This is a genomic window from Nocardia amamiensis, from assembly GCF_015477605.1.
In the GTDB taxonomy this organism is placed as follows: domain Bacteria; phylum Actinomycetota; class Actinomycetes; order Mycobacteriales; family Mycobacteriaceae; genus Nocardia; species Nocardia amamiensis_A.
The window spans coordinates 54,232-79,945 of sequence record NZ_JADLQX010000022.1 but is presented as its reverse complement, the minus strand read 5'-3'; the positions used below and the strand labels follow the sequence as shown (position 1 = coordinate 79,945).

Sequence of the window (25,714 nt, the reverse complement as noted above, 5' to 3'; positions counted from 1 at the left end):
CGCTCACGTCCGCTCAGATGGGCGGCGCGGCCCGGCCTTGCATCGCTTCCCACACCCGCGACGGCGTCAGCGGCATGTCGGCGTGCCGAACGCCGAACGGTGCCAACGCATCCACCACAGCGTTGACCACGGCCGCAGGGGATCCGACGGTGGCAGATTCGCCGATGCCTTTGGCGCCGATCGGGTGATGCGGCGAAGGAGTGACCGTGTACCCGGTCTCCAGATGCGGAACTTCCAGCGCCGTCGGGATCAGGTAGTCCATCAGGGATCCGCCGAGGCAGTTGCCGTCCTCGTCGAAGGCGATGATCTCCATCAGCGCCATGCCGATGCCGTCGGTGATGCCGCCGTGGACCTGGCCCTCGATGATCATCGGATTGATCCGGGTTCCACAGTCGTCCACGGCGAGGAAGCGCCGGACCTTGACCACGGCGGTGCCCGGGTCGATGTCGACGACGCAGAAGTACGCACCGTAGGGGTAGGTGAGATTCTCCGGGTTGTAACAGACCTGCGCGTCGAGTCCGCCCTCGATGCCCTCGGGGAGGTCACCGGCACCGTGTGCTCGCATCGCGATCTGCTGGATCGTCACGGCCGCGGACGGATCGCCCTTGACGTGGAACGAGCCCTTCTCCCACTCGAGGTCGGCGACGGAGACCTCGAGCATGCCGGAGGCGATGATCCGCGCCTTGTCGCGCACCTTCCGCGCGGCCAGTGCGGCAGCGGCGCCCGAGACCGGTGTCGACCGGCTGCCATAGGTGCCGAGGCCGAACGGGGTTTGATCGGTGTCGCCGTGCACCACGTCGATGTCGTCCGGCGGTATGCCGAGTTCCTCGGCGACGATCTGGGCGAAGGTGGTCTCGTGCCCCTGCCCTTGGGTCTGCACCGAAAGCCGCACAACGGCTTTGCCGGTCGGATGGACGCGCAGCTCGCACCCGTCGGCCATCCCGAGTCCGAGAATGTCCATGTTCTTGCGCGGCCCCGCGCCGACAGCCTCGGTGAAGAAGGACATCCCGATGCCCATCAACTCGCCTCGGGCGCGCTTGTCCTGCTGTTCTTTCCGCAAGGCGGGGTAGCCGATCATGTCCATCGCCAGGCGCATGGTCTTCTCGTAGTCGCCGGAGTCGTAGACCCAGCCGGTCTTGCTGGTGTATGGGAACTGTTCCGGGCGAAGGAGATTCCGCAGCCGCAGCTCGGCGGGATCCATCTTCAGTTCATAGGCGAGGCAATCGACCAACCGCTCGACGAAGTAGGCTGCCTCGGTGATCCGGAAGGAGCACGCATAGGCGACGCCGCCGGGGGCCTTGTTCGTGTAGACCGCGGTCATCTTGCAATATGCTGCCTCGATGTCGTAACTACCGGTGAATACGCCGAAGAAGCCGGCCGGATACTTCAACGGCGCGGCCGTGCCGTTGAACGCGCCGTGGTCGGCGAGGACGGTCGACCGGATGGCCAGGATCTTGCCGTCGGCGTCGGCGGCGATCTCGCCGACCATGATGTAGTCGCGGGCGAACCCGGTGCTGGTGAGATTCTCGCTGCGATCCTCCATCCATTTCACCGGCTTGCCCAGCAACAGCGACCCGACGATGGCGCAGACGTATCCCGGATAGATGGGGACCTTGTTGCCGAACCCGCCGCCGATATCCGGGGAGATCACTCGGATCCTGTGTTCGGGGAGCCCGGCCACCAACGCGTAGAGCGTGCGGTGGGCGTGCGGGGCCTGCGTCGTCGACCACAGCGTGAGCTTCCCCGTCACAGGATCGAGATCCGCGACGGCGCCGCAGGTCTCCATCGGTGCGGGATGCACACGCGGATAGACGATTTCTTGCTTGACGATGACGTCGGCGCGTGCGAACGCCGCGTCGGTCGCGGCGGCGTCGCCGGTTTCCCAGTCGAAGCAGTGGTTGTCCTGTTTGCCGTCGAGATCATCGCGGATCACCGGCGTCTCGGGGGCCAGTGCGGTCCGGGCGTCGATCACCGGATCGAGCATGTCGTACTCGACGTTGATGAGCTCCAACGCATCCCGCGCGGAGTAGCGATCCTCGGCGACGACGAAGGCCACCTCCTGGCCCTGGAACCGGACCTTGTCCGTCGCCAGCACCGCTTGCACATCGTTGGACAGCGTCGGCATCCAGGCCAGTCCTTTCGCCGCGAGATCCGCGCCGGTGACAACCGCTTTGACCTTCGGATGGGCCTGTGCCGCGGAGACGTCGACGCTCACGATCCGTGCGTGCGCGAACGGGGAACGCAGGATCGCCATGTGCAACATGCCGGGCAGCGACACGTCGTCGACGTAATTGCCGTGTCCGCGAATGAACCGGGGATCCTCTTTGCGGAGCATCCTGCCGTGACCGCACGGCTTGCGGTCGTTGTCGACCCGGTCTTCGGGCCGGGGTTCGACGGCGGTCATGACGCGCTCCCTACCGGCGCTTCCGTGGCCGCGGGTTCGGGCTCCGCGGCTGCGCCTCGTTGCTTCGCCGCGGCCCACTGGATCGACCGGACGATGGTGGTATATCCGGTGCAGCGGCAGATCTGGCCCGAGATGGCCTCGCGGATGGTCTGCTCGTCGGGATCCGGGTTGCGGTCCAGCAGTGCGCGGGCGGTGATCATCATTCCGGGCGTGCAGAATCCGCACTGCAATCCGTGACACTGCATGAAGCCCTCCTGCACCGGATCGAGTCGGCCGTCCACCTCGAGTCCCTCGACGGTGCGCACCGCCCGACCGTGGGCCATGACGGCCAGCATGGTGCAGGACTTCACCGGTTCGCCGTCGACCTCCACCACACAGGTGCCGCAGTTGCTGGTGTCACAGCCCCAGTGGGTTCCGGTGAGCCGCAGCTGATCTCGCAGGAAATGCACGAGCAGGGTGCGTGGCTCGACTTCCGCGGTCACCGGCTCGCCGTTGACGGTCATGGTTACCTGCATGGCTAATTCCCTTTCGGCGCAGGGTGGTTCAGTACGCGCTCGACCGCGGTGCGTAGCGCGCGCACCGTCAGTTCGGACGCGAGATGGCGCTTGTAGTCCGCGGTACCGCGCGCATCGGAGACAGGTGAGCACGCCGCGCTCGCCCGGCGGCCGGCTTCGGAGAAGGCCTCTTCGGTGGGCGGCTCACCGATGAGCACGCCCACCGAAGAGGCGAGTGCCGCCGGATCGGGGTCGACCGCCGTCAGACCGATCCGTGCGGCCGCTATCGCCCCGTCCCGCAGTGTCACCGTCGCGCCCGCCGCCGCGATCGCCCAGTCGCCGACCCGGCGCTCCACTTTCGCGTAGGCACTAGATGTCCGGTGCCGCAGGGGAATTCGGATCTCGATCAGAAGTTCGTTTCGCGACATGGCGGTCTCGTACGGACCGACCAGGAAGTCGTCCATCGCGATCTCCCGGTCGCCGGACGGTCCGCGCACCAGGCAGGTGGCGCCGAGAACCGTGCACACGGTGGTGAGATCCTCGGCGGGATCGGCCTGGCACAGCGAGCCGCCGATCGTGCCGCGGTTGCGCACGACCGGGTCGGCGATCACGCGCTCGGCGTCACGGAAGATCGGGCACACCGCGGCGAGGTCGTCGGATTCGAGCAGATGCCGATGCCGGACCATCGCGCCGATTCGCACCAGGGTCGGGTCGGTGACGATGTATCCCAGCTCGGCAGCCAGGTCGTTGATGTCGATGAGATATTCCGGATTGGCCAGCCGCAGCTTCATCATCGGCAGCAGGCTGTGCCCGCCCGCGATGATGCGCGCCTCCTCCCCCAGCCGGTCCAGGAGTCCGATGGCGTGATCCACGCCCGTCGCGCGCTCGTATTCGAATGGCCCAGGAACTTGCATGTGACTTACCTCACATCAATGGGGAGATGCCCAGCCTCTGCGCCGCTGAGACCGACGTCAAGACCGAATTAAGGAATCACTTAATTGCCGGTTTCCGGCGTGTGGTGAATCCGTCCGCCGGTTCGGGTCAGTGATCGGCCGTGCCCGCCCCAGCGACGGGCGATGATCTCGGCCGCGATGGACACCGCCGTCTCTTCCGGCGTCCGGCCGCCCAGATCCAGCCCGATCGGGCTGGCGAGCCGGGCGAGTTGCTCGTCGGTGAGACCGGCCTGTCGCAGGCGGTCCAAGCGCTGGTCGTGCGTGCGGCGCGACCCCATCGCGCCGACATAGCCGATCTCCGGTGCCCGCAGTGCCACCTCGAGCAGTGGAACGTCGAACTTGGGATCGTGGGTCAGCACGCAGACGACGGTCCGCGAATCGACCGCGCCTGCCGCGATCTGTGCGGCCAGGTAGCGGTGCGGCCAGTCGACGACGACCTCGTCGGCGGTCGGGAACCGGGCCGAGGTGGCGAAGACCGGCCGCGCGTCGCACACCGTCACCCGGTACCCGAGGAACGATCCCTGCTGGGCCACGGCGGCGGCGAAATCGATGGCCCCGAACACCAGCATCCGCGGCTGCCGGGCATGACTGGCGACGAAAACCGCCATGCCCTCGCCGCGGCGCTGCCCGTCCGGACCATAGGAAAGCACCTCGCTTCGGCCCGCCGCGAGCAGCCCGCGTGCGTCATCGATCACCGCATCGTCGGTGCGCGCCGACCCCAGCGTGCCGCGCGCACTGCTGGGCCGGATCAGCAGCCGTCGCCCTACCCGGTCCGCGTCCGGGTGCTCGATGACGGTCGCGATCGCGACCGGCCGTTGGTCGGCGATGTCCACGGCGACCTCGCCGAGTTCAGGAAACGTGTCCTGCGAGATCGCTTCGACGAAGATGTCGATGATGCCGCCGCAGGTGAGGCCGACGGCGAACGCGTCGTCGTCGGAGAAGCCGTACCGCTGCAGTGCCGGACGACCGGTGCGCATGACGTCGGTGGCGAGTTCGTAGACCGCGCCTTCGACGCAGCCACCGGAGACCGAACCGCCGACCGTCCCGTCCGGGGCGACGACCATGGCCGCGCCAGGCGGGCGCGGCGCCGAACGGAAGGTCCGCACGACCGTCGCGACCCCGGCCGTGCCCCCGGCGTTCCAGGTTGTCATCAGATCCGCGAGCACGTCCTGCATGATGCGTCCTCCGCACGCGATGCGGCGGTAGGCACCGCGTCCACCTCCAAACTAGACTCGGATCGTGACGCCCGCCCAGCTTCGGGCCTACTCGACCGTGGTGCGGCTCGGCTCCGTCCATGCGGCGGCCAGAGAGCTGGGGATGTCCGACGCCGGTGTCTCGCTGCACATCGCCCAGCTGCGCAAGGAACTCGCCGACCCGCTGTTCACCCGCGCGGCGGCGGGCCTGGCCTTCACGCCCGGCGGATTGCGCTTGGCCAGCCGGGCCATCGAGATTCTCGGACTGCAGCGCCAGACCGCCATCGAGGTGAGCGAAGCGGCGCACGGCCGGCGGCTGCTTCACATCGCGGCATCGAGCGCTTTCGCCGAACACGCCGCACCCGGCCTCATCGATCTGTTCGCGGCACGGGCGAAGGATCTGTCGGTCGAGCTGAGTGTGCACCCCACCAGCCAGTTCCGCAGTCTGATCGAAACCCGCGCGGTCGACATCGCGTTGGGGCCCGCGCCCGCCGGCACCGGTACGACCATCGCCGCCCGGCCATTTCTGAAGTATCAGATCATTTCGGTCGCGCGCCCCGACAGCCCACTCGCGGGCGCCGCACCACATCCGGCGCTGCTGCGGGAGCAACAGTGGATGCTGGGCCCCAGCGCAGGCAGTGTCGACGGGCACATCGCGACGATGCTGCGCGAGTTGGCCGTTCCCGAATCGCACCAGCGGATCTTCCAGAGCGACGCCGCCGCGCTCGAAGAGGTCCGCCGTGTCGGAGGCATCACCCTGACGATCGGCTTCGCCGTCTCCTCCGACCTCGCGGCCGGTCGGCTGATCCACATCAAGGGGCCCGGGCTGCAGGTATCCGACGAGTGGTGCGCCACCACATTGCCGCCCGATTCCCGCCAGCCCGCGGTGTCGGAACTGCTGCGGTTCATCACTACGCCGCGATGCCTCCAGGCGATGATCCGCGGGACCGGCGTCGGCGTCACCCGGTTCCGCCCGAAAGTGCACGTGACACTGTGGAGTTGAACGTGACCGGACATCCGGACGTAGCTCTGGATATCCGGTACCCGCTTCGTCAGCAGTTGGTGGGGGCGGGCTCTCCGCGGACCCGCGCATCGAGCCACCGCATCGCCGCGGGTGCACCCACTACCGCGGTGGACAGATGCGGGGGTGGCGATTCGGCCGCGGGCACCCGCAGCGTCTCCACCCGCACCCCTGCCGCGCACCAGCGGCGGATGGTGTTCTCGATGGCATCGATCGGAATCTGCTGGTCGTCCGGCGAGTGCCATTCGAAGATCGGTATTTCCGGCACCCCGGGGTAGAGCTCGAGGCTGTTCTCCTCCCCCACCGACCGGGCTTCGGGGCTGTAGAAGATCGAGGTGCTGGTGAGGTACTCGCGAGCGCTGCCGCCGACGCCCGCGGTGAGGATCTCGTTGCTGCAGCTGTTGGCCATGGCATCACGGGCCGCGAGACCGCGCTCGTTGAGATACGAGCTGAGCGGCAGCCGGTCCGGGTACTCCCGCTCCAGGCCGATCGCCGCCGCCATGGCCAGCCCGAAGGACGGGTGCGGTTCCAAACCCAGCGCCTCCGCCATCGTGACCAGGTTCATCGGGGCACCGCCGGTGGCCGCGCCCGCGAGCTCCAGCTCCGGTGCATACGTCGGCTGCAATGCGGCCGCCCATGCGGTGGCCAGGCCGCCGCCGGAGTAGCCGGCCATGACCGTCCGACTGTTCTGCACGGCCAGCGCGGGCAGCCGTTTCACCGCACGGATGCCGTCCAAGACGATCTGGCCACCCAAACGCGCGGCCCCGAGAGCGACCTGCGGTCCGAGGTGATCCGGCAGCGCGACGCTCCAGCCCTGTGCCAGCGCCACGTTCAAAATCGGCATCGTCACCGTCAGATTCAGGTCGCCGCCGTACAGCGAGTGCGATACCGCGCACTGGGTGCCGAGCGCGTTGATGAAATGCTGATACGACAGCAGCGGCCCGTTGGGCGCATGGTTGGCGGGGGTGATCACCGTGGTGGTCGCCGCGATCGGCGCACCGCGTGAGTTGGTCGACCGGAATTTGACCAGCGCGACGGTGGAGCCGGGGAAGATCGCCACCGGCGGCTGTGCCCGCACTCCGAGCACATCCCCCGGTTGGTATGCCGCCAGATCCGCCGGGGCAGCATAGAACGGGTCCGGATCCGGCCGCGGATACAGTGGTTCGCCGGTCGCCGTCGTCGCCAGGAGCAGTCCGAGTGCCACACCACCGATCGCACCGAGGGTCCGAGCCAGACCGCTGCGCCTGCTGCCGGGGAAAAGAAGAACCTGCCGGATCACGACCATGACCTCCACGGGTAGTTCGCGGCATTCGTCGACCAGCCAACCTGCATTCAAATCCGACACCGTCGGCAAACCTCTGGCGACACGCCGGAGGGCGAGCCGAAAGACCAGGAAATCGAGACTGTGAAGCGATGTGTACGTCGGCACCGGTGTCCAGGGATATGGCGGCCGCTGGCAGCACATCAGCGACCCTTCCGAGCGCCACACCGCGGTCGCCGAGGGAATGCAGCGGCTCATGACCGCTACGACCTCCTGCATGTGGTCGACGGAGACACCCTTGTCGACCTCTGGCCGGTCCAGGCTCGGGGGCGATCCCAATAGCGCACCTATTGCTCGCGTCGCGGTGTGCAATCTCATCCACGGTTGGAGGCGAGAATATCGGAATGCAGATCAGAAGTGGTGCACCTGACGATGCGGAACGGGTCGCGGAATTGCACACTGCGAGTTGGCGTTCGGCCTACGCGGGAATGATGCCGGAAGAGTTCTTGACCGGTCCCCTGCTGGAGGACCGTCTGACTGTATGGTGCAAACGACTTACCGAGGACCCGACTGCCACAGGGCTTTTCGTCGCCGAGGAGGAGGGCGAATTGGCCGGATTCGTTTATCTGACGCCGACTGCGGACGGCCGCGTGCTGTTGGACAACCTGCACGCCGCACCCAGCCGTACTCGTGCGGGCATCGGCACCCGCCTGCTGCGCCACGCTCTGGAGTGGGCAGCCACGAAGCATCCCGGCCGCATCGTCTACCTCGAGGTGCTACAAGCAAACACCGCGGCAATCGCCTTCTACGAACGATATGGCGGCCACCGCACAGACGCGCGGACCGCGCACTTCGAGCAAGGGTTCGACCTTCCGGAATTCGAGTACAGCTGGCCGCCGGGATTCGTGCTTCACTGACCGCATCACCGGTCAGTCCCGCGCCGACCGCCGCTCCGCCCAGCGCGGCGGCGCCGACCGTGCGCCGGTTGACCCCCGTCGTTCCGGGTTCGGAGTCGCTTGACATACGGCTCCATTCCAAGGCGGACTGGTGGGCAGCTACCCAGCAGCATATGACCTACTCCTTTGCCGGAGCCTTCCTGGTCATGCGTATCCCCCAGATTTCCAGAGTTCCCGCCAAGGCCATGTACTGCAGGTAAGCCGCGACGACAAGGACGCCGCCGTAGTCGTGCCACCAGGCACGCAACGGCACCAGCGCGACCAGGCCGATGCAGAGCAGCGCCGCACCGAGCACCAATGCGGGTTTCCGCAGCGGCGCAAGCTGTCGGTCGAGGCCGAGTGCCGGCGGTGCCGATCGATCCGCGGCGCTGCGCGGACCACCTGGCACTCGCGGAACAGCCGAGCGATTTCTGGTGGCGACAGAGTTGTTTGTGGAGTCGGTGGTAACCATGGCCTCTCGGGGGCCGACGCTTCGGTCGGCTGAGGTTGCGATTCGAGTATTCCGAGCTATCGACGCAGGAACCGCCGAGGTAGGCGACCGATCCGGTGCCCGGTACGGCGATCTGCGCACCCCGTGCATGATCCAAGCTAACAATCAGCTAGCAATAGCGTGACGGTTATCGCGGTTGAAGTGAACACCGACTGCGTCACACCACGGAGCCGCACCGCTCGATACCGGATCGTGACCTTGTCTCCGCCGGGCGCCTCCAACTGGAAGAACCCGGCTGCCAGGCCGATCGGCCGAGCGTGGCGACGGAAGCAAATCACATGCTTGCTGTTATCGAACCGATACGTTGCCGCCGGTCCCGCTGGCGCGCCAAACCACGAGCGGCGACGCGGATAGCACCTGTTCACCGAGATGCGACGCCGCCGGCGGTCAGAAAAACAACCACTTTGCTCCACCGTGATCAGTGACCCATTCGACAACATAATCTGGAATGATTCCAATAAATGGATGAGTTGTTCTCCATGAAGGATCTCGAAAGGAGTACCACCATGACCGCAGCGCATCAGACCCTGCAGCGGACCAATCGCCGTCTCGCCGACGATGTCCGGAGCTTCACCGGTTCCCCCCGCCTGGCCGCCGACCTGCAGCGCGTACTCGTCGATCTCATCGAACTGCACCTGCAAGGCAAGCAGGCCCACTGGAACGTCGTCGGGACCAACTTCCGTGACCTGCACCTGCAGCTCGACGAGCTCGTCGATGCGGCACGCGAGAGCAGCGACACCATCGCCGAACGGATGCGAGCCTTCGACGCCGTTCCCGACGGGCGGTCCGACACCATCGCCGCGACCACCAGCCTGCCGGCTTTCCCCGCCCAGGAAGTGAACTCCGCCGACCTGGTCGACTTGATCACGACCCGGACTTACGCGGCGATCGAAACCATCCGTGACGTGCACGACGCCGTGGACGCGGAGGACCCGAGCACCGCCGATCTGCTGCACCAGATCATCGACTCGCTGGAGAAACTGGCGTGGATGATCAAGTCGGAGAATCGCAAGGTCTAGCCGCCCGAACCTCGACCCGCCGTCGGCGCTGCTCGCTCGCGGCGGGTTTCCCATATCGACAGCGGCCGATTCGGAGTGGCCAGGAGCCTATGAGGTCCGGCGCGCTCGCTCGGCCTAACTGAGACGGTCGGCTGAGCGATCGGTGACTATCCCGATCGGGCCGCGAATCTGGCGCGCCACCGCACGGAACCAGCCGGAATCGCACCGGCCGCCCTCGGCGTCGAAGGCCGGCCGGAGTTCATACCAGCGCAGCCCCGGGCGCCGATGGTGCATGCCGTGCAGATTGAAACTCAGTGCCAGGACTTCCAATCGCGCGGGCAATTCCAGATTCAGAGCTTCGAGCGGCTCATCGAGATCGGTGCCGTAGTGGTACGCGTTGTCCGACAGCGAGACGATCACGCCGCGCCCGGCCAGCGCCGCGAGCAACATCCACCAGTGACTGCCGTAGGCGACGAACGCCGCGCCGTGGAGCACCGCGATCGCGGCCGCGTCGATGCGGAACTGCCAGAACACCTCGGTCCGCGCGACGCGTTCGAGCAGTGGTCCCGCCACCGTGTCCGGCTCGTCCACCGCATGGGCGAGCCGACGCACGGCCGCGGCGGGCAGCGCTGCGAGCACGACTGCCGCGACCTCGAGCAGATACAGCCCGCCGAAGAGCCGCAGGTAATACCCGGGTGCGGCCTTCGCCCAGCTGGACCTCGCCGGGTCGTAGACCTCGCCCCGGTCACGGGTCCGGCTGTAGCGGTGGTGCAGCAGGTGACCGGCTTTGAGCAACGCGAACGGTGCGCCGTACAACACGGCGAGCATGCGTCCGTACCGATCGTTGCGGGAGCGTCGGGGGTGCAGATTGCCGTGGACGGCCTCGTGGATCACCGCCCAGAATGTCGTCGTCAGCAATGCCAGCGGCAACAGTGCCCAACCCCACGCTGGGTCGCGGGGCAACAGCAGAAGCGGTACGGCGAAGAGCTGGAGAAGATTGAGCACGACCATTACGCCGGTCAACCACGATCCGATCCGTCGCCCGTCGTCGCGGCGCTGCGCGCGGAAAGCGTTGCCGGTGCGCCTGTCGGTCATCTCGCCCTCGGTCACCTCTCCCGACGTTCTCGGAAGCCGAGCGTGCACGAGCTGTCCCACGAACACCCTTACGCGGGCTGTCGCCCCCCTTACGTCCATGCAACGAAACGGTGTTGTGTCAGAACATGGCGCACACGAGGTCGGTTCCGGACGACTCGAGCCGATCACCGCACCGGGCCGGAGACGCCGCAGCTGGCATCGCCGCAGTCCGAGCGGAGCCCACCGAACGGTGGCGGTCGTGTCGCATGGCCCGTGCGTTTCGCGGCCGACACTCCGCTGGACAACTGCCCATGGCTGCCACGGTTTCGGCTGAGTCTCTTTTCGGGTGAGCCGGTCCCGGATACGGTGTGCTGATCTTGACGACTGCTTCGTTTGCGTCGATGATTATTTGCCGGTCTTTTCCAGCCGGTGGGTTTCTCCGATGAAGCGACGTGTCCATATGCTCGGCGATTTATTGTCGAGGCCCTACGGCGCCGAGTCGATCTGCGCTTCGAAACGCGCCCATCGACTGCCGCCGGAGCACGATGCGGGATGAAATGCCGGCAAAGAAAATAGCAGTCTGTTCTCGGCCACAATGCCGACCGAAGGTCGGATCTACAACCTGGTGAGCCAGCGGATTCGATTACGCCGCAGCCGGATTCGACGGCGCAACGACCCGGGAAAGGCTCGCCCGAGGAGGCTTACAACATGGATTCGTTCTGGGATTACGTGTGGTACACGATCCTCGTGTTCGCCTTCGTGGCGTACCTGATCGTTATGTTCCAGATTCTGGTGGATCTGTTCCGCGACCACTCCGTATCCGGCATCGCCAAAGCCGTGTGGGTGATCGCCTTGGTGTTGTTGCCGTACCTGACGGCGCTGGTGTACCTGATCGTCCGGGGACGGGGCATGGCGCTGCGCGCCCAACGGGCGCAGGCGGAGGCACAGCAAGCCACCGATCAGTACATCCGGCAGGTCGCGGGCAAGTCCCCCGCCGAGAGCATCGCCGACGCGAAGGCCCTGCATGACGCGGGTGTCATCACCGACGTGGAATTCGAACAACTCAAGGCTCAGGCCTTGGGGCAACGGGCGTCAGCGCCCAACGCGTCGACCGGGCCGTGACGCCACGGCCCAAATTGATGCCGACCGCGAATCCGCGATCACACCGAATTGCTACCGGCGGCCATGGTGCGCTCAGATTCCGGTGCGTGCGGTGACGCGGCCTTCCCGGATCGCACGCTGCAGTTCGGCATGGTCCCGCATGTTCTGGTCGGCGTAGGTCTCGGCGTAATCCGCGACGGCATGGTCGAACGCGTCTGTCGCGCCGAGGTAGGAGGCGATCGCGATACGGTCGCCGGCACGGGCGTGTGCGAAGGCCAGCACCCGGCCGCACAGTCGGCCGTACCGGCGCAGCGCCTTGGGCTCCATCGTCTCGATTACCGCTGAGCCCTTACCGTCGCGTAGTTGCCGGACATAGAAGTCTCGGCTTTCGCCATCGATGCCGGGCCCTTGCTGCCAGCCAAGCAGGATGTCGCTTGCCGCTTGCATCAGCCGCTGGCCCTGCACTACTCGCTCACCCTGGTTCGGGAACGAGGGGCCCGCCAGATAGCTGGACAGTACCGACGGTTGTGCCTCTTTCACTTGCAGAATCAAGGGATCGTCGTCGACTCCCAGCATCAGGACGATCCATGCGCGGGTGCCGACGCTGCCCACGCCGACCACCTTGCGCGCAGCTTGCACGAATTCGAACTGGTCCAGCAGTACGCGGCGATTGTCCTGCAGGGTCGCGCGATAGTCGCTGAGACGTCGGCGCAGTTCGCGATACAAATTCTCGGCGTCCACGTCCGCGAAGATCTCCTCGATCGGGATGATCAGGGGAGGGTCGCTGATGATTCTCGGTCGGCCGTCGACCCGAGTGGTCAGCTTGGCGAGTGCCTGCTGGCTGTCGTGAGTCCGCGACTTCGCGAGCGTCTTGCGCACTCGCTCACGGGTGGACGTGTCCAGATCATCGCGCAGTTCGGTCAGTTCGGCCGTGGGATCGACGCGGGAATACCACACTGCGGTGGTACTTTGTTCGGCTTGGTACCCCATGGTCGTCCGGTATTCGGCGGCGCACGCGAGCGTGGCCCGGAGTCGCTGCTTGTCGGAAAATCCGTTCTCGCGGGCGGCGACCGCGAGGCTGGTGACGAGCCGCTTGACATCCCATTCGAACGGACCCGGGTAGGTCTCATCGAAATCGTTGATGTCGAACGCCAGGCGGCGTTCGGGCGTGGCGAAGATTCCGAAATTGCTCAGGTGGGCATCACCGCACAGATGCGTATGGAGTCCGGTCGCTGGCGTGCGGGACAGATCGTCGTTCATGATCACGGCGGCCCCGCGATAGAAGGCGAACGGTGAGCTCGCCATGCGCCCGTACCGCACCGGAACCAATTCCGGAATACGAGATTGCGCCTGCCGCTCGAGCAGGCCGAGCGGGTCGCGCCCAGTGGCGTCGTGTTCGGCGAGGGCGGTGACAGGAGTGGTCCGCCGAGCGGCTTCACCCTGCTCGACGCGCGCGGCGCGGGTAGCGATGCGCTGGCTCGCACTGACCATGTGGCGGGTCAGGGTGACGCGACGATCGTCTGCACCGGGGGCGCATCTGAATAAGCCATCCACCTGCACATATATCGATTGAAACAAAAGCAGGCCGGTTCGGCCACAAGCGTCGGAACCGTCAGTGGGTCAGGATGACTTTGACCACCACAACGGTGGTCGCCGCGACCGCCAGAAGCAGCGCCTCGAACAGTGTCGAACGCCGAGGCCGCACACCATTGAGCCGCTCGATGACGAACACGATTCCGCCGATCCGGATCAACACGAGCACCTCCGCGAGCAGCTGGGCCGTGCGTGGTTCGATCCACCCGAGACCGGCGATGGCCAGAATCGCGCACGGCAGCACCGCCGAGCTGAGGATCGGCACGGAATCCCGCAAGTCAGTCCAGCGCTCCCGAGAGGCGATCGGACGGTTCTGCCGAACGCTTTGCCCGACACCTTCGGCGAAAGAGTGTGCAATGAATGTCGAGGCGGCCGTCCCGAGGACGATCAAGATGCCGACTTGTTCGTCGGATGTCGTCACCGGTATGAGCGCGGCGAGGATCAGGACGTTTCCGTAAACGTATGCGCTGATCCGGCTGGCCGCGTTGCGGCGGTCCAGCGGAATGCTCCGAGAGAACAGTGGTCCGTGTAGGAGTGCTTGTTTGCTGGCTTGCATCGACCCCTCGCAGAGTTCGTCGCCGCGCCATCGTCTGTGGAGAACCGTACCGAATCCGCAGTAGTACCTCACCAACCCAGGTGAAACGATGACAACACGCGATCGGTGCGGTTGAGTCGATGACATGCGGTCGACGAAAAAGTTCGGCGCACTGGCCAAGGCTCTCGCGGCGCGCACCGAGTCGGCCGACGGCTGGTCACGAACGGCCCGACTGGTCGCCAATGAGTTCGTCGAGATCGAGATCGTGGACCGATCGATGACCCTCGCGGCCAAAATCTTCACGTGTGTATTGCCCGTGATCATCGCGGGCTCGATCTTCACCTACTGGGATCTGGCCGCCCGAGCGATAAACGACCAGCTCGGTTTCGACACGAAGACGCTCTTGTCCAATGTCGGCGTCTTCACAACCACCGATCCGACCTTCGCGGCTTTCGGTGTCGTCGGATTGCTGATGGTCGCGATCAGCGGCACTTCGTTCGCAAAAGCGCTGGCTCGGATCTATGGGAAGATCTGGAATGTCCCATCAATCGGCTTGCGCGACGCCTGGCGATGGCTGATCGTCCTGCTCGCCGTCACCCTCTCTGCCGTATTCATCGGCGCGATCCGGGAACTGACCGGAGTGCGCTACATCGGCGTGCCCCTCGCTCTGGTCGGCGAACTGGTGATCTGGACGATCGTCTGGACTCTCAGCCCGTACTTGCTCACCATGGGGAAACTGTCCGCTCGTGTTCTCTGGGTGACCGGCCTGCTCACGGCATCCGGTCTCACGATCGTCCGAGCCGTGGGACGACTCGTTCTGCCGAGGATCACGGCAACCGCGTACACGCGATTCGGCATCCTCGGGCCGGTCTTCACCTCGATCAGCTGGCTGTTCGTGCTTTCCATCGTGGTCGTCGGCGCCGCGACGATCACCAGGGCCCTCGCCATCGAGGACACACACCTCGGTCGGTATCTGCGCGGCCCGGTCACCGGCGATTCAGAGTATGGCCACATCTGACGGCTGAGCCGCTGCGCGAGCCTGTGGCGCCGGGCAACTCGCGGGTGATTCGATCGGGCAGTGGGTCAGAGTTCGCTGGGGATATGCTGGCCAGACGAGGCGGGCGCCGGCACCGGCGATTGCAGTGTGGGCGTCGCCGTACCGATCAAACCAGGGTGTGGCATGCGACCTGCGGTTTCGATGAGTCTCCCCGCGAAGCGGGCAAGACCCGTCGCATCGATGAACCCCATCCGTGTATCGCTGATGAGAGAGGTGACCGGCAAATGTCAGCAACCCAGGACAATTCCGTCAAGCAGGCGGTCGCCGCCGGGACGTCGATCGGCGCCGCGGTTCTCTTGCTGGCCGCGGGCGTCCTGTCGATCTTCCAGGGAATCGCCGCCATCGCCAAGGACGAGATCTTCGTGTCCGGGCCCAATTACACCTACCAGTTCAGTACCACCAGTTGGGGCTGGATCCATCTCGTTCTCGGGATCCTGGTGGTGATCGCCGCGGTCGGGCTGATAGCCGGAGCCATGTGGGCGAGGGTGGTAGCGGTATTCCTCGCCGCGTTGTCGATCCTGGCCAACTTCCTGTGGCTGCCGTACTACCCATGGTGGTCGACCATCGTGATCGCGTTGGACGTCGTAGTGATCTGGGCGGTGACGACTTGGCAGCCGAGCCGAATGTGACCCGCGGATCGGCGCGGTGGCGGTCGATTTCGCCGGTTTGCGGCCTTTGGTAGCGGCGATACGGGGCCCAAGCTCCGTAGGTCATGCGTTGGCCTGCGCCGGGGTCCCGGCATCGCCCTTCGTCGGGGGCTCGGCTGGTTGCTGCCATGCGCGGGCGGGACGGATCAGAATTTCCAGGGCAAGCAGCGCTAGTAGCGCGCCGAGCACGATCCAGACGACTACCAGCCCGGTGGGGTAGCGCCAGAACACCAGCAGTAGTGCGGCGGCGCCGATGATCGCCCACCGCAACACTGCGCGTCCGCGGTATGCCCAGGTCTCCACCCTGTTGGGCGGGCGGGAGCGCCGGAGTTGCTGGATGGCGTCCATGCCGGTGCCGAATCCGCGGCGGATCGCAGCGGCCGAGGCCGCATCCCCGGTCAAGTAGGCGGCGAGCGCGATCGCCACGCCGAGCACGGCCACTCCCCGCAGTGCGGTCCGCAGCGGCAAAAAGACAGTGTCGATGATCGCGGTAGCGGCCCCCGGTGTCAGCACATCGGGCGGCATCCGGTCCAGATATACCGCTCGGGCGATGAGTAGCGCGATCGCGAGGATGAGCATGCCCACAACCAAGGCGAGTCCGACGAAGACCAGGGCACGGCGGCGACGACCGGCTGGTGCCGCGGCGATCGCGGCCACCGCGGCCGCGATCGTCACCCACGGCAGCACTGTCGCGGCTTTGTCGAGCGTGTAGACCGCCCGCTGCGCCCGCACCAGCTCCGGGGAGCGGAACAACACGAATTGTTTGTCGACCGCGGGGATCTTCTCGGCGAAGGTGAAGCCCCGATCGAGCAGGCGGGCTTTGATGTTCTCGATCACCGTACGGAGAGAGAGTGTCACCGTGCCGTTTTCGTCGACGGTCACCGACTCGGGGCCGACATGACCGGTCACCACCGCCACCAAGGCAGTGTGGGCGGCTCGGTTGGCTTGCAGCCACAGGTCCTCGAACTGGTCGCTGCGCACGAACGACAGCACGGTGTCGTTGACGAAGCCGCGGGCTTGCTGGGTGATCACCGGCGCCAGCCCCTCGACCGCGCGATCCACCCGCGGCCGGTTCGCGGTCGCCGGGACCGCGTCGGTCAGGGCGGCAAGCGCGTCCGCGGTCAGACCCTCGATGTCGACGCGGGCGAAGATCTCGTCGGTGATCGTGTTGGCGATCTCGGTCTGCAGCGCCGGATCCGAACCCAGCGGTGCTACCGTGCTGAGGTAGCGGTTGGTGTCCAGGATCTCGCCGCGCACGAACCGTGACACCACCGTGGTGATCGCCAGGACGGCGACCAGGACCGTCAAGATCGCCACCGCGGTCCACCGCCACGCATGCCGCGGCGGCCGGGATACCCGTGCGGGTACCGCACCGCGCGCCTCCGTGCGCAGCGCGGCCACCTCCGCGCGAAGCCTCTCCAGCTCGGCCCGTTCGTCCGTGCTCAGCTGACCAGGGGGTGGATTGTCAGTCGCGTTGGAATCCATGGTTCCCTACTCCAGGAATGGATTACGTGGCAACCACTAGCCTGCTGCGGGGCGGGGTGGCGCCGCCCCGGTCTCGGGAGAGGGCGGCGCCACCCCTGTCTCGGCGGAGCGGTCCGCCGAGGGTGCAGGGGGCTCGGGGTTCCAGGTCGAAATCGCCCAAATGGCCACGATGTCCAGGGCAATGATCAGGATGGACCACAGCGGGTAGTACGGCATCCACAAAAAGTTCGCGATGATCGACAGGGCCGCGAAAACGATCGCCGCCACGCGGGCCCACAACGCGCCGGTCAGCAATGCGATGCCCGTGGCAACCATGATCACACCAACGGCGATGTGTATCCATCCCCATGCGGTGAAGTCGAACTCGAAGGTGTACTGCTGGCCCTGCACGAACACCTCATCCGCCGCAACCGCCGAAATCCCTTGAAGTAACTGGAGGAATCCGACAGTTATCAAGATGATGGCGGCCGCAATCGAAGTCCCGGCGGCAATCCCCTGCTCGACCCTGCCACTTCCTCGGTCGACGCGCACGTTCTCCGACATTGCGGTCCCCTTTCGAGGCCTGATTTGCGTGAAGGCCTTTACTGCTCACCCCACATCGAATGGGGTCTGGGCCCCTGCGGGGTCCGGCCCGGTGATTCTCATGACCGACTGGCGATCAGACGCGTACGCTATGAAGAGACTAGCACCAGGGACACCGGTGGATCCGAAGTTGTTACCGAATCCGGTGCCATAAGCAAATATCCGGCCGCACTGTGACAAGCCCCTGGGCAGTCGGTCTGATAAGAGTCCCTTTCTCGTAACGAGTGGCGGAAAGAGGGTCCCGGTGACAAATTCAGATATCAGTCCTGACGAGCTGGGCCCCATCGACTATCTCGTCATCGAATTCCCCGCCGACCGGACACCGGATGGTTCGGCCCTCCCACTGTTGCGCGATCTCGTCGACCGCGGCATCGTCCGCGTGCTGGATCTGGCGTTCGTCCGCAAGGATGCCGACGGCTCGCTTGTCGGCGTCGACATCACCGACGTGGGACTGCGGGGCGATTTCGATATCACGCTGTTCGCCGAGGCCCGCTCTGGATTGATCGACGACACCGACTGCAGGGAGGCCGGCGTGGCGCTGGAACCGGGACACTCGGCGGCCATCTTGATCTACGAGAACACGTGGGCCGCGCCCTTCGCGGCCGCGCTGCGACACAACGGCGCCCAACTCGTGGCCTCCGGGCGCATCCCGGTGCAAAGCATCCTGTCGACTTTGGACTCTCTCGACGCCCAGAGCGGTTGATGCAAAAGGGCCGAACCAGCATTCCGATCAAGAGAGGCGGGAATGAAATGCCCGGACTGCTTCGCGGGGTCGCCCGCACCGCTGTGATTTCCGGAACCGCAACCGCTGTCTCCAACCGTGTCTCGCGGCGCCAAGGGGAACGCTGGGCAGCGCAGGAATCCGCGCAGTACGAAGGTTACCCACAGTACGCGCCGGAGCCTGCCGCTGCACCCGCGCCGCCCGCACCACCGTCGGGCGGCACCGTGGGCATGGACCGGATCACCGCCTTGAAAGAACTCGGCCAACTCAGAGCGCAGGGCGTGCTCACCGAAGCCGAATTCGAAGCCGAGAAGGCACGAATCCTCGCGTCCTGACTGCTGCCGATTGTTCCGGCGCCGCACGCAGTTCAGCAAATCCGAGACGGACAGGAATCGGCTGCGATCTGCTGCCGCCCCAGCGTTTCGAGCGTCGGTAACGCGCCCGACCTCGAATCGTGTTCGTCCGTTCAGGACTCCGGCGGGAGTATCGGCGAGGTGAACACTTCCTCCAACGGAGTGGGGCCGGTGTAACGGCGACAGTTGCAGCCGATCCACTCCCGCAGGCCATGGGTGCCTTTGCGGGAGATCTCGGCGTGACAGGTACCTGTGGAACGGTCGTGCAGCGCCAAGTCGTGGCCGCAACCGCAACGCGCGAGAAGCTTCTCCCCCGACTGAGCTCGCCGCCGGTGCCCGAATCGACCGCATACCCAGCCGATACCGACCAGGCCGGCACCGACTGCAAGGCTGAGGGGATCCAACATAGTCGCAGTATACGTATACGCATAGACGTCGTCATTCGAATCGCGGCTTCCGGTAGACCTGCAGTTCGCTACCGTCTGCGCGCCGTGCGGGTTCGCCCCGAACGCCGCGACGCCTCACTCCCCATGACCTGTTCGATCCTCTGCCGCCACAAGTCATCCGAACTGAGTCCGGCGGCGGTCTCCTCGGCGCCGGAACCCGCGGGCCTCGTATGACCAGCGACTTCCGAGCCAGGTTGACATCTTCTGCCTGTTCAGTATTTACTGAACACATCGCACCTGCAGAACCGAATGTGGGTAGCACCGAAGGAGTGACAATGACCGCCCCCGCCATTCGCATCGAAGGCCTGACCAAGCATTACGGCAAGCACGTTGCCCTCACCGACCTGAATCTCGAGGTCGCCCAGGGCGAGGTGTTCGGTTTTCTCGGACCCAACGGCGCGGGGAAGTCGACCACCATCCGCATCCTCTTGGACCTCCTTCGCCCTACCGCCGGTCGCGTCGAGGTCTTCGGCATCGATCCCCGCATCGGCGGTGCGGAACTGCGCCGGCGGATCGGCTACCTGCCCGGTGAGCTCGCCCTCGAAGGCCGCAATACCGCACGAGAGCTGTTGGCGTTCTTCGCCGATCAGCGCGGCACCGTCCCGCCCGGACGCATCGAGGAACTGGCGCGGCTGCTGGATCTGGACCTGTCCAAGAAGGTCGGGACGATGAGCAAGGGCAACAAGCAGAAGGTCGGGATAACCGCCGCCTTCATGCACTCCCCCGACCTGCTCATTCTCGACGAGCCGACCTCCGGGCTGGATCCGCTGCTGCAGCAACGGTTCCTGGATCTGGTCACCGAGGCCAAGGACAACGGGCAGACCGTCTTCATGTCCTCGCACATCCTCACCGAAGTGCAGCAGACCGCCGACCGCGCCGTCATCATGCGCGCCGGACAGCTGCTCGCCACCGAGAATGTGGACGAGCTACGCCGCCGTGCCCCACGTACCGTAGACATGATCTTCGGCGCCGATGTCTTCGCCGACGACTTCGATCGCCTGCCCGGTGTGCGCGACCTGCGCGTCGAGGGCCGCACCCTGCACTGCACCACCGAGGGCGAGGTCGATGCGCTGTTCAAGGCCGCCGCGAAGTACCCACTGGTGAGCGTGCTTTCCACCGAACCCGATCTCGAGCAGATGTTCTTCAGCCTCTACGGCCGCTGAACCCGCTTCTGTTGCTACTCAAAGAACTTTTCGCACAAAGGATCTCGTCATGACTCGCTCGGTGTACACCCAGACGCTGAAGGAACAGAAGCGCGCCCTGATCGGCTGGTCGGTCGGCATGGCCATCGTGCCACTGATGTACCTGCCCTCCTACCAGTCACTCAAAGAGCAAGGCTCGCTGAACATCAAGCAGAGCAGCGTCTACGACGCCATGGGCATGGGTGACTTCGCCACCGCCGCCGGCTACCTGCACTCCACGATCTTCGCCATGATGGGCCTGCTGCTCATCGTGATCTTCGCGGTCACCATGGGCGCTCGCTCTGCCGCCCAGGAGGAGAGCGGGACACTGGACCTGCTGCTCGCACAACCCATCAGCCGCACGAGCCTGATCCGGCAGCGGTTCGCCGCCCTCGCCACCCAGATCGGCGTGGTCACCGGCGTGCTGGGACTGAGCGTGCTCGCCGGCGCCAAGGCGGGACAATTGGACGTGCCTGCGGGCAATATCCTCGCCGCCATCGCTGGGCTCGGCCTGCTCGGCCTGGCTGTGGCCGCTCTGACCCAGCTGGTCGGCGCGGTCACCGGGCGCCGGGCGCAGACGCTCGGGCTGGCCGCGCTGCTGGTGCTCGGCGGATACCTGGCCAACAGCCTCGGCGGAATCGTCGACGGGGCGTCGTGGCTGAAGAACTTCTCGCCCTTCTACTACGCAGTCGGTGACTCGCCGCTGGCGAACGGCTGGAATGCCGGACACCTCGCGGTGCTGGCGGCGCTCGCCGCCATCGCGGCAGGACTGTCGCTCACCGTCTTCGACCGCCGAGACCTCGCCGTCTGACACCCCCGCGGGGCGGGTTCTCCGGAACCCGCCCCGCGCACCCGTTTCCAGCAGGAAGAATACTGATCCCATGACCAGCGCATCCGAACCGACCACCGCACCCTCCGATGCCCAGCTGGCATTCGTGGAGGATTTCGCGCTTGTCCTCGAACGCATGGGCCTGGTACGCATGGCCGGCCGCACAGTCGGCTGGCTGTTGATCTGCGACCCGCCGGAGCAGACGTTCAATCAGATCGCCGAGGCGCTTCAGGCCTCCAAGGGCTCCATCTCCAGCGCGCTCAAAACGCTGACCACCATGCGGTGGGTCGACAAGACGAGCAAGCCCGGCGACCGCCGCGACTACTACTCCGTGCTGCCGGGCATCCTGCCCGAACTCACCAGACAGCAGTCCGGCATGTACGACCAGCTGACCGGTATGACTTCCCGCGGGCTGGCGCTGTTCGACGACGCGAACAGCGAAGGCGCGGCGCGAGTGCGGGATATGCACGAGTTCTTCGTGTGGATGGGCAAGGAACTGCCCGCGCTGCTGGATCGGTGGGATGCCGAACACGGCAGTGGCACATAGTAAACGAGGCACGGATCATGCTCGCCTGGACGCGCAAGGATTGATCCCTCCCCGAGAGCTCACACCGTCTGCGGTGAGAAGCTCTCGGGACTCGACCACGATCGCGGCTCGCCCCACCGCATCGATCCGCACCGCGGCTGACACCAGGGGCATTGAGCGCCAGCTACCGGTAGCAGTAGGAGTCGGAGGAGGCGTCGCCGCCCTGGAGGCGCACCTGGTGCACCCGCAGACCTCGAAAGTCCTCGTCGTGCGGGAAGAAGGAATCGTCGATGGTCATTCCGCCGTCGGGATCGGTGCGCATCACGGCCATCCAGGCGCCGACGCCGTCCGGGTAGAACTGGTCGTCCCACGCGCCGTAGAGGGAGTTGGTGACGTAGACCCGCCGACCGTTACGGCTGATCTCGACCATTTGGGGGCCACCGGCAAGCGGCTGGTTCGGCGCGGCCGGGTGGGCGGTGCGGCCCACGATCCCGCCGAGCCGGACCGAGCCGGTCTGTTTCGGGTTGGCGGGATCCTGCACGTCGAACTGCGTGAGTTCGCCGGTACCCCAGCACGAGACATAGAGGAATGCGTCGTCGACCGACAAGTCGATGTCGCTGACCAGCGGTGGCACCGCGCCGAACGGTTTCAGCGCCGGCGGCAGCAGGTCTGGATCAGCCGGCTCGGCTGGGATGGTGATCACCTTGTCGACCGCCCATGTTCCATCGTCGCGGTGCCAACGCCACACGGAGGCCGACAAATCCTCGGTTGAGATCACGACGCCGACGAACCCCCAGGTGGCGTCCGGATCGTGCGAAGGACGCAGTTCGAGTGGCATTTGGTAGTGCTCGCCGAGATCGATCCGCTGCTGGTGCCGACCGGCGGCGAGGTCCCAGAAGTGGATGGCGTGGCCGTATTTGTTTTCCAGCAGCAGCTCCGGTTTCAGCCCGTCCTCGATCATCGACGGGGTGCCCCACTCGCTGCTCACCAGCGTGTTCTGGTTGAGATGCCACCAGGCGTCGTATGCGAGGTACTGCGGCCCACGATCCGTCTCCCATTGCCGCAGTACATCGAACGTGTCGTGATCGAGCAGCGCGATTCCGCCCGGCCCGTCGGATCCGTTCGCTGCGCCGAGGCACGTCATGAACACGCCGTCCGGCCCGCAGTGCAGCGTGTGCGGACGGGAGTAGCCGGCCTTCGCCGCGAGCTCGGAGCTGTCGACGATCTTGCAGAGGTCGGGCTGGCGCGGGTCGGGCTGGGTGTCGAATACGTACAGGAGTGACGAGCGCAGACCCGGCACGATCAGGTACCGCCGAGCCAGTCCCGCCATGTGGTGGCCCTCGTGCTTCAGGGCGCTGCTACAGGCGTTCCAGCCGAAATGGTGCAGCTCGTTGCCGAGGTGGGGCACCTCGGTCCAGCCCACCACCTGGCCGTAGGTGGCCGAGCCCGGCTCCACATCGATGACTGACAGCGCATCCGGCTTCTGCGCGGCGCGGTCGAACGCGACAACGTATGCCAGTCGCTCCGGTGGGGCGGCAGCCGCCTCCGCTGCGCTCCGATAGAAGGTCGGGTCCATTTCCGGGTGATTCATTTTCAGCCTCCTTCCTCTCGATAGGCGGAGACCCGCGCACGTCGCCCGATCCGGCGGATTCGAGGTCGGCGCCACTCGTGTGGTCGTGTGACGTAATGGCGCGGGCAGGCAGTAACCAGTCTCGGCCTTTCGACGTCGGTCGGCCAGGTACCGCCGGTGCGATGGCGAAGCGTGCGTCGTTCTCAGCTCATAACGGCGCACCGGAAGCAATAACGTCGATCACGACCGGTCGTTGGGCGCTCGGAGCAGCCGTGCTTGCAGCGCCAAATAGAGCAGCGCCGCGTCGGCTGGCACTGCGAACGCTGAACCGGTGAGCTGCTCTATCCGCTTGAGACGGTGCAGCACGGTGTTGCGGTGCAGGTGCAGGCGCTCTCCGACCGCCGACGTCGAGCCGCCGAGCTCGTACCAGGCCAGGGCGGTCTGCGCAAGAGTGTCGGCGTCGTCGGGGTGGAGTCGGTCGAATGCGGCGAGTACATCCGAGAGAATGTCCGCGGCGAGTTCGGGGTGGGCCGCGATCAAGGCACGCGCCGGAGATGAGGCGTACACGTGTATTCCGGTGTCCGCCGAGCTCAGACACCGGAACGCGATGCGCGCCTGGTCGAGCGCGGCGGGCGCGGAGACGAGGTCGGTGAACGGTTTGCTCGCACCGGCTCGCATCGCGGCGGCGTTCAGAGCTCGGTGCAGCGTGACCGGGGAGTTTGCGGCGGCCAGGGTTATCCGGTCGTCGGCGAGATGGGTCCTGACGGTGGTCACCCCGGCCGCCACGAGGCGGATGTCGCCGACCAAGACGACGAACGTGCCTCGAGCGGGCAGGCGCATCCTCCTGCACAAGTCCTCGCGCTGCGTCGGTGGTAGCTCGGGATCGAGCAGTGCGCGCAACAACCGGTGATCGGTTTGTTCGTCCCCGGCGACGACTATGCGCCGGTAGGCGTCAGCCGCCGCGACGGAGTACTCGTCGACCGTGGCCCACATCCGCGTGGAGAGCTGCGGCAGCGCGGGACGGTCATCAGGTTCAGCGCGTTCGACGATGACGTCCCAGAACGCCAATCCCGCGACGCGGAAGGCGTGCAGCAGACTGTCCAGCGGGATCCCTCGCTCGGCTTTGAGGCGTCCGGCTGTGCGTGCGGGCTCGAGCGAGTACGGGGTGTCGGCGAGGGCGTCCAATAAGGCTGCGAGGCTGTCGGTTACAAGAGTCGACAATTCCTGGTGATCGAGCGCGGCGGCGCTGTAGTCCTCATCATCATGCTCGATTCGCGCGGTCACCATCGCGGAGATCGCAGGCAAATCCGCGCGCAGCTCGCGAAGAACGCGCGGGCGCTGGATGTGCGTCTCCTGGGTCACTGCCGTCAACCTAGCGTCCGTTGTGCGTGCGCACAACGGTGGCGTTCGAAGTCGCGGCACGCGCCTGTCGCCACGGCTGACGAGCCCCAGCGACACTGAATTCCCCTGATCCACACGGATTGTCACTCGTCGATGGAGGACGACCAAGGGCGGAGCTACCTGAATCAGAGTGATCTCGCGGACGACTTCCCGGGTCACATCGACGACGACTGTATTACAACGATCGGAGTTTCCCATCATGACCACTGCCACCCGCGAACTGTTCGAGCGCTACCACGCTTGCTGGGTAGACCGCGACCCAGATCGGATCGCCGAACTCCACACCGCTGACTCGGTGCTCCATCTGCACTCCGGTCAGGAGCCCGCGCGCGGTCCGGCCGCCATCCGCGAGTTCGCGGCTGGGATGCTGGCCCTGGTTCCCGACCTGACATTCCACCTCGTCTCGCTGCGCGTTGGAGAGGACTTCTGGGTGGTGCAGTGGCGGTTGACCGGGACGGCGGCGACCGGCAACCCCGTGGACGTCGACCTCGCGGATTACGTCCTGGTCGAAGACGGCGCGGTCAAGGCAAAGCACTCCTACGTCGACGGGGTCGCTATGCAGGCCGCCCTAGCAGCCGCCCAATAGTGCGGCTGTTCGACCCGCTGCGCGCCATGATCACTCGCTGCTGGTAAGCCGCTCGGACGGCTGTATCGCCGCGGTGATGGGGTTTTCTGGACCAGCAAGCCGCTTGGTTCGGCACTACAGCGCAGCGGGCCGAGCGGGGCTAGCGGGGCTAGCGGCGTCAGCCGACGATGCCGATTGCGGCGGCATCGCCAGCGATCGTTCGTAGACCCATCAGCCCGGCGTCAAACCGCCGAATAATGTGACATGCGTCACAGGCG

Annotated in this window: 26 protein-coding genes; 12 read left to right on the top strand and 14 right to left on the bottom strand. The window is 66.0% G+C overall.

Going from position 1 to position 25,714, the window contains the following annotated elements; genetic code table 11:
* Nucleotides 1-13 precede the first annotated feature (13 nt).
* From IU459_RS26110 to IU459_RS26095, 4 genes are all read right to left on the bottom strand, one after another.
* The gene (locus IU459_RS26110; protein ID WP_195132212.1) at nucleotides 14-2,404 is read right to left on the bottom strand and encodes an aerobic carbon-monoxide dehydrogenase large subunit; all 2,391 of its coding nucleotides are present in this window, start codon (nucleotides 2,402-2,404) and stop codon (nucleotides 14-16) included.
* Nucleotides 2,401-2,919 carry a (2Fe-2S)-binding protein gene (locus IU459_RS26105; RefSeq protein ID WP_195132211.1) on the bottom strand — a complete coding sequence of 173 codons (519 nt, stop codon included), beginning with the start codon at nucleotides 2,917-2,919 and terminating at the stop codon, nucleotides 2,401-2,403. Before IU459_RS26105 ends, IU459_RS26110 begins: the two co-directional genes overlap by 4 nt.
* A 2-nt stretch (nucleotides 2,920-2,921) precedes the next feature.
* A complete protein-coding gene (locus tag IU459_RS26100) occupies nucleotides 2,922-3,812 on the bottom strand; it encodes an FAD binding domain-containing protein (protein ID WP_195132210.1) in 891 nt (296 codons plus the stop codon).
* Between the two features lie 80 nt (nucleotides 3,813-3,892).
* Entirely contained in the window at nucleotides 3,893-5,026 is a 1,134-nt protein-coding gene (locus IU459_RS26095; RefSeq protein ID WP_195132209.1) for an XdhC family protein, read from the bottom strand.
* 64 nt (nucleotides 5,027-5,090) lie between these two features.
* Here IU459_RS26095 and IU459_RS26090 point away from each other — a divergent pair, with 64 nt between their 5' ends.
* Nucleotides 5,091-6,047, top strand: coding sequence for a LysR family transcriptional regulator (locus IU459_RS26090; protein ID WP_195132208.1), 957 nt, complete (start codon nucleotides 5,091-5,093; stop codon nucleotides 6,045-6,047).
* Between the two features lie 49 nt (nucleotides 6,048-6,096).
* Here IU459_RS26090 and IU459_RS26085 read toward each other — a convergent pair whose 3' ends face one another.
* Complete coding sequence (locus tag IU459_RS26085; protein WP_195132266.1) at nucleotides 6,097-7,350, bottom strand: lipase family protein; 1,254 nt, start codon at nucleotides 7,348-7,350, stop codon at nucleotides 6,097-6,099.
* Between the two features lie 380 nt (nucleotides 7,351-7,730).
* Between IU459_RS26085 and IU459_RS26080 the strand changes: the two genes are divergently transcribed.
* Nucleotides 7,731-8,243: a GNAT family N-acetyltransferase gene (locus tag IU459_RS26080; protein WP_195132207.1), complete on the top strand. Its 513-nt coding sequence runs from the start codon at nucleotides 7,731-7,733 to the stop codon at nucleotides 8,241-8,243.
* Nucleotides 8,244-8,400: 157 nt separating this feature from the next.
* Here IU459_RS26080 and IU459_RS26075 read toward each other — a convergent pair whose 3' ends face one another.
* A complete protein-coding gene (locus tag IU459_RS26075; protein ID WP_195132206.1) occupies nucleotides 8,401-8,580 on the bottom strand; it encodes a hypothetical protein in 180 nt (59 codons plus the stop codon).
* A gap of 698 nt (nucleotides 8,581-9,278) precedes the next feature.
* Here IU459_RS26075 and IU459_RS26070 point away from each other — a divergent pair.
* Nucleotides 9,279-9,791: a Dps family protein gene (locus IU459_RS26070; RefSeq protein ID WP_228838524.1), complete on the top strand. Its 513-nt coding sequence runs from the start codon at nucleotides 9,279-9,281 to the stop codon at nucleotides 9,789-9,791.
* A 114-nt stretch (nucleotides 9,792-9,905) separates the two neighbouring features.
* Here IU459_RS26070 and IU459_RS26065 read toward each other — a convergent pair whose 3' ends face one another.
* Entirely contained in the window at nucleotides 9,906-10,865 is a 960-nt protein-coding gene (locus tag IU459_RS26065) for a fatty acid desaturase (RefSeq protein ID WP_195132205.1), read from the bottom strand.
* Between the two features lie 687 nt (nucleotides 10,866-11,552).
* Here IU459_RS26065 and IU459_RS26060 point away from each other — a divergent pair.
* Nucleotides 11,553-11,966, top strand: a complete 414-nt coding sequence (locus tag IU459_RS26060; RefSeq protein WP_195132204.1) for an SHOCT domain-containing protein — start codon at nucleotides 11,553-11,555, stop codon at nucleotides 11,964-11,966.
* A gap of 72 nt (nucleotides 11,967-12,038) precedes the next feature.
* Here the strand turns inward: IU459_RS26060 and IU459_RS26055 are convergent, their stop codons facing one another.
* Both IU459_RS26055 and IU459_RS26050 read right to left on the bottom strand, forming a co-directional pair.
* A complete protein-coding gene (locus IU459_RS26055) occupies nucleotides 12,039-13,436 on the bottom strand; it encodes a DUF2252 domain-containing protein (protein WP_195132203.1) in 1,398 nt (465 codons plus the stop codon).
* A 121-nt stretch (nucleotides 13,437-13,557) separates the two neighbouring features.
* Nucleotides 13,558-14,094, bottom strand: a complete 537-nt coding sequence (locus IU459_RS26050) for a hypothetical protein (RefSeq protein WP_195132202.1) — start codon at nucleotides 14,092-14,094, stop codon at nucleotides 13,558-13,560.
* Between the two features lie 124 nt (nucleotides 14,095-14,218).
* On the opposite strand from IU459_RS26050, the gene IU459_RS26045 reads away from it, so the two are divergent.
* On the top strand, nucleotides 14,219-15,091 hold the full coding sequence (locus IU459_RS26045) for a hypothetical protein (RefSeq protein ID WP_195132201.1): 873 nt from the start codon (nucleotides 14,219-14,221) through the stop codon (nucleotides 15,089-15,091).
* A gap of 263 nt (nucleotides 15,092-15,354) precedes the next feature.
* Entirely contained in the window at nucleotides 15,355-15,759 is a 405-nt protein-coding gene (locus IU459_RS26040) for a DUF7144 family membrane protein (RefSeq protein ID WP_195132200.1), read from the top strand.
* An 81-nt stretch (nucleotides 15,760-15,840) separates the two neighbouring features.
* Here IU459_RS26040 and IU459_RS26035 read toward each other — a convergent pair whose 3' ends face one another.
* Together IU459_RS26035 and IU459_RS26030 are read right to left on the bottom strand one after the other, a co-directional pair.
* A complete protein-coding gene (locus IU459_RS26035) occupies nucleotides 15,841-17,262 on the bottom strand; it encodes a hypothetical protein (protein WP_195132199.1) in 1,422 nt (473 codons plus the stop codon).
* 36 nt (nucleotides 17,263-17,298) lie between these two features.
* Nucleotides 17,299-17,805: a DUF7144 family membrane protein gene (locus IU459_RS26030; RefSeq protein WP_228838523.1), complete on the bottom strand. Its 507-nt coding sequence runs from the start codon at nucleotides 17,803-17,805 to the stop codon at nucleotides 17,299-17,301.
* Between the two features lie 283 nt (nucleotides 17,806-18,088).
* On the opposite strand from IU459_RS26030, the gene IU459_RS26025 reads away from it, so the two are divergent.
* Nucleotides 18,089-18,547: a DUF6325 family protein gene (locus IU459_RS26025; RefSeq protein ID WP_195132198.1), complete on the top strand. Its 459-nt coding sequence runs from the start codon at nucleotides 18,089-18,091 to the stop codon at nucleotides 18,545-18,547.
* A gap of 47 nt (nucleotides 18,548-18,594) precedes the next feature.
* On the top strand, nucleotides 18,595-18,900 hold the full coding sequence (locus tag IU459_RS26020; RefSeq protein WP_195132197.1) for an SHOCT domain-containing protein: 306 nt from the start codon (nucleotides 18,595-18,597) through the stop codon (nucleotides 18,898-18,900).
* A 131-nt stretch (nucleotides 18,901-19,031) separates the two neighbouring features.
* On the opposite strand, the gene IU459_RS26015 is transcribed toward IU459_RS26020, so the two are convergent.
* A complete protein-coding gene (locus IU459_RS26015) occupies nucleotides 19,032-19,325 on the bottom strand; it encodes a hypothetical protein (protein ID WP_228838522.1) in 294 nt (97 codons plus the stop codon).
* A gap of 314 nt (nucleotides 19,326-19,639) precedes the next feature.
* Between IU459_RS26015 and IU459_RS26010 the strand changes: the two genes are divergently transcribed.
* From IU459_RS26010 to IU459_RS26000, 3 genes are all read left to right on the top strand, one after another.
* On the top strand, nucleotides 19,640-20,527 hold the full coding sequence (locus IU459_RS26010) for an ABC transporter ATP-binding protein (RefSeq protein WP_195132196.1): 888 nt from the start codon (nucleotides 19,640-19,642) through the stop codon (nucleotides 20,525-20,527).
* Between the two features lie 49 nt (nucleotides 20,528-20,576).
* Nucleotides 20,577-21,356, top strand: coding sequence for an ABC transporter permease (locus tag IU459_RS26005; RefSeq protein ID WP_195132195.1), 780 nt, complete (start codon nucleotides 20,577-20,579; stop codon nucleotides 21,354-21,356).
* A 70-nt stretch (nucleotides 21,357-21,426) separates the two neighbouring features.
* Nucleotides 21,427-21,921, top strand: a complete 495-nt coding sequence (locus IU459_RS26000) for a GbsR/MarR family transcriptional regulator (RefSeq protein ID WP_195132194.1) — start codon at nucleotides 21,427-21,429, stop codon at nucleotides 21,919-21,921.
* 163 nt (nucleotides 21,922-22,084) lie between these two features.
* On the opposite strand, the gene IU459_RS25995 is transcribed toward IU459_RS26000, so the two are convergent.
* Both IU459_RS25995 and IU459_RS39790 read right to left on the bottom strand, forming a co-directional pair.
* Entirely contained in the window at nucleotides 22,085-23,491 is a 1,407-nt protein-coding gene (locus tag IU459_RS25995; protein ID WP_195132193.1) for a selenium-binding protein SBP56-related protein, read from the bottom strand.
* Between the two features lie 219 nt (nucleotides 23,492-23,710).
* Nucleotides 23,711-24,832 (bottom strand): PucR family transcriptional regulator, encoded by a 1,122-nt coding sequence (locus tag IU459_RS39790; RefSeq protein WP_195132192.1) that lies wholly within the window; start codon nucleotides 24,830-24,832, stop codon nucleotides 23,711-23,713.
* A gap of 238 nt (nucleotides 24,833-25,070) precedes the next feature.
* Between IU459_RS39790 and IU459_RS25985 the strand changes: the two genes are divergently transcribed.
* Nucleotides 25,071-25,457: a nuclear transport factor 2 family protein gene (locus IU459_RS25985; RefSeq protein WP_195132191.1), complete on the top strand. Its 387-nt coding sequence runs from the start codon at nucleotides 25,071-25,073 to the stop codon at nucleotides 25,455-25,457.
* Nucleotides 25,458-25,714: the final 257 nt, after the last annotated feature.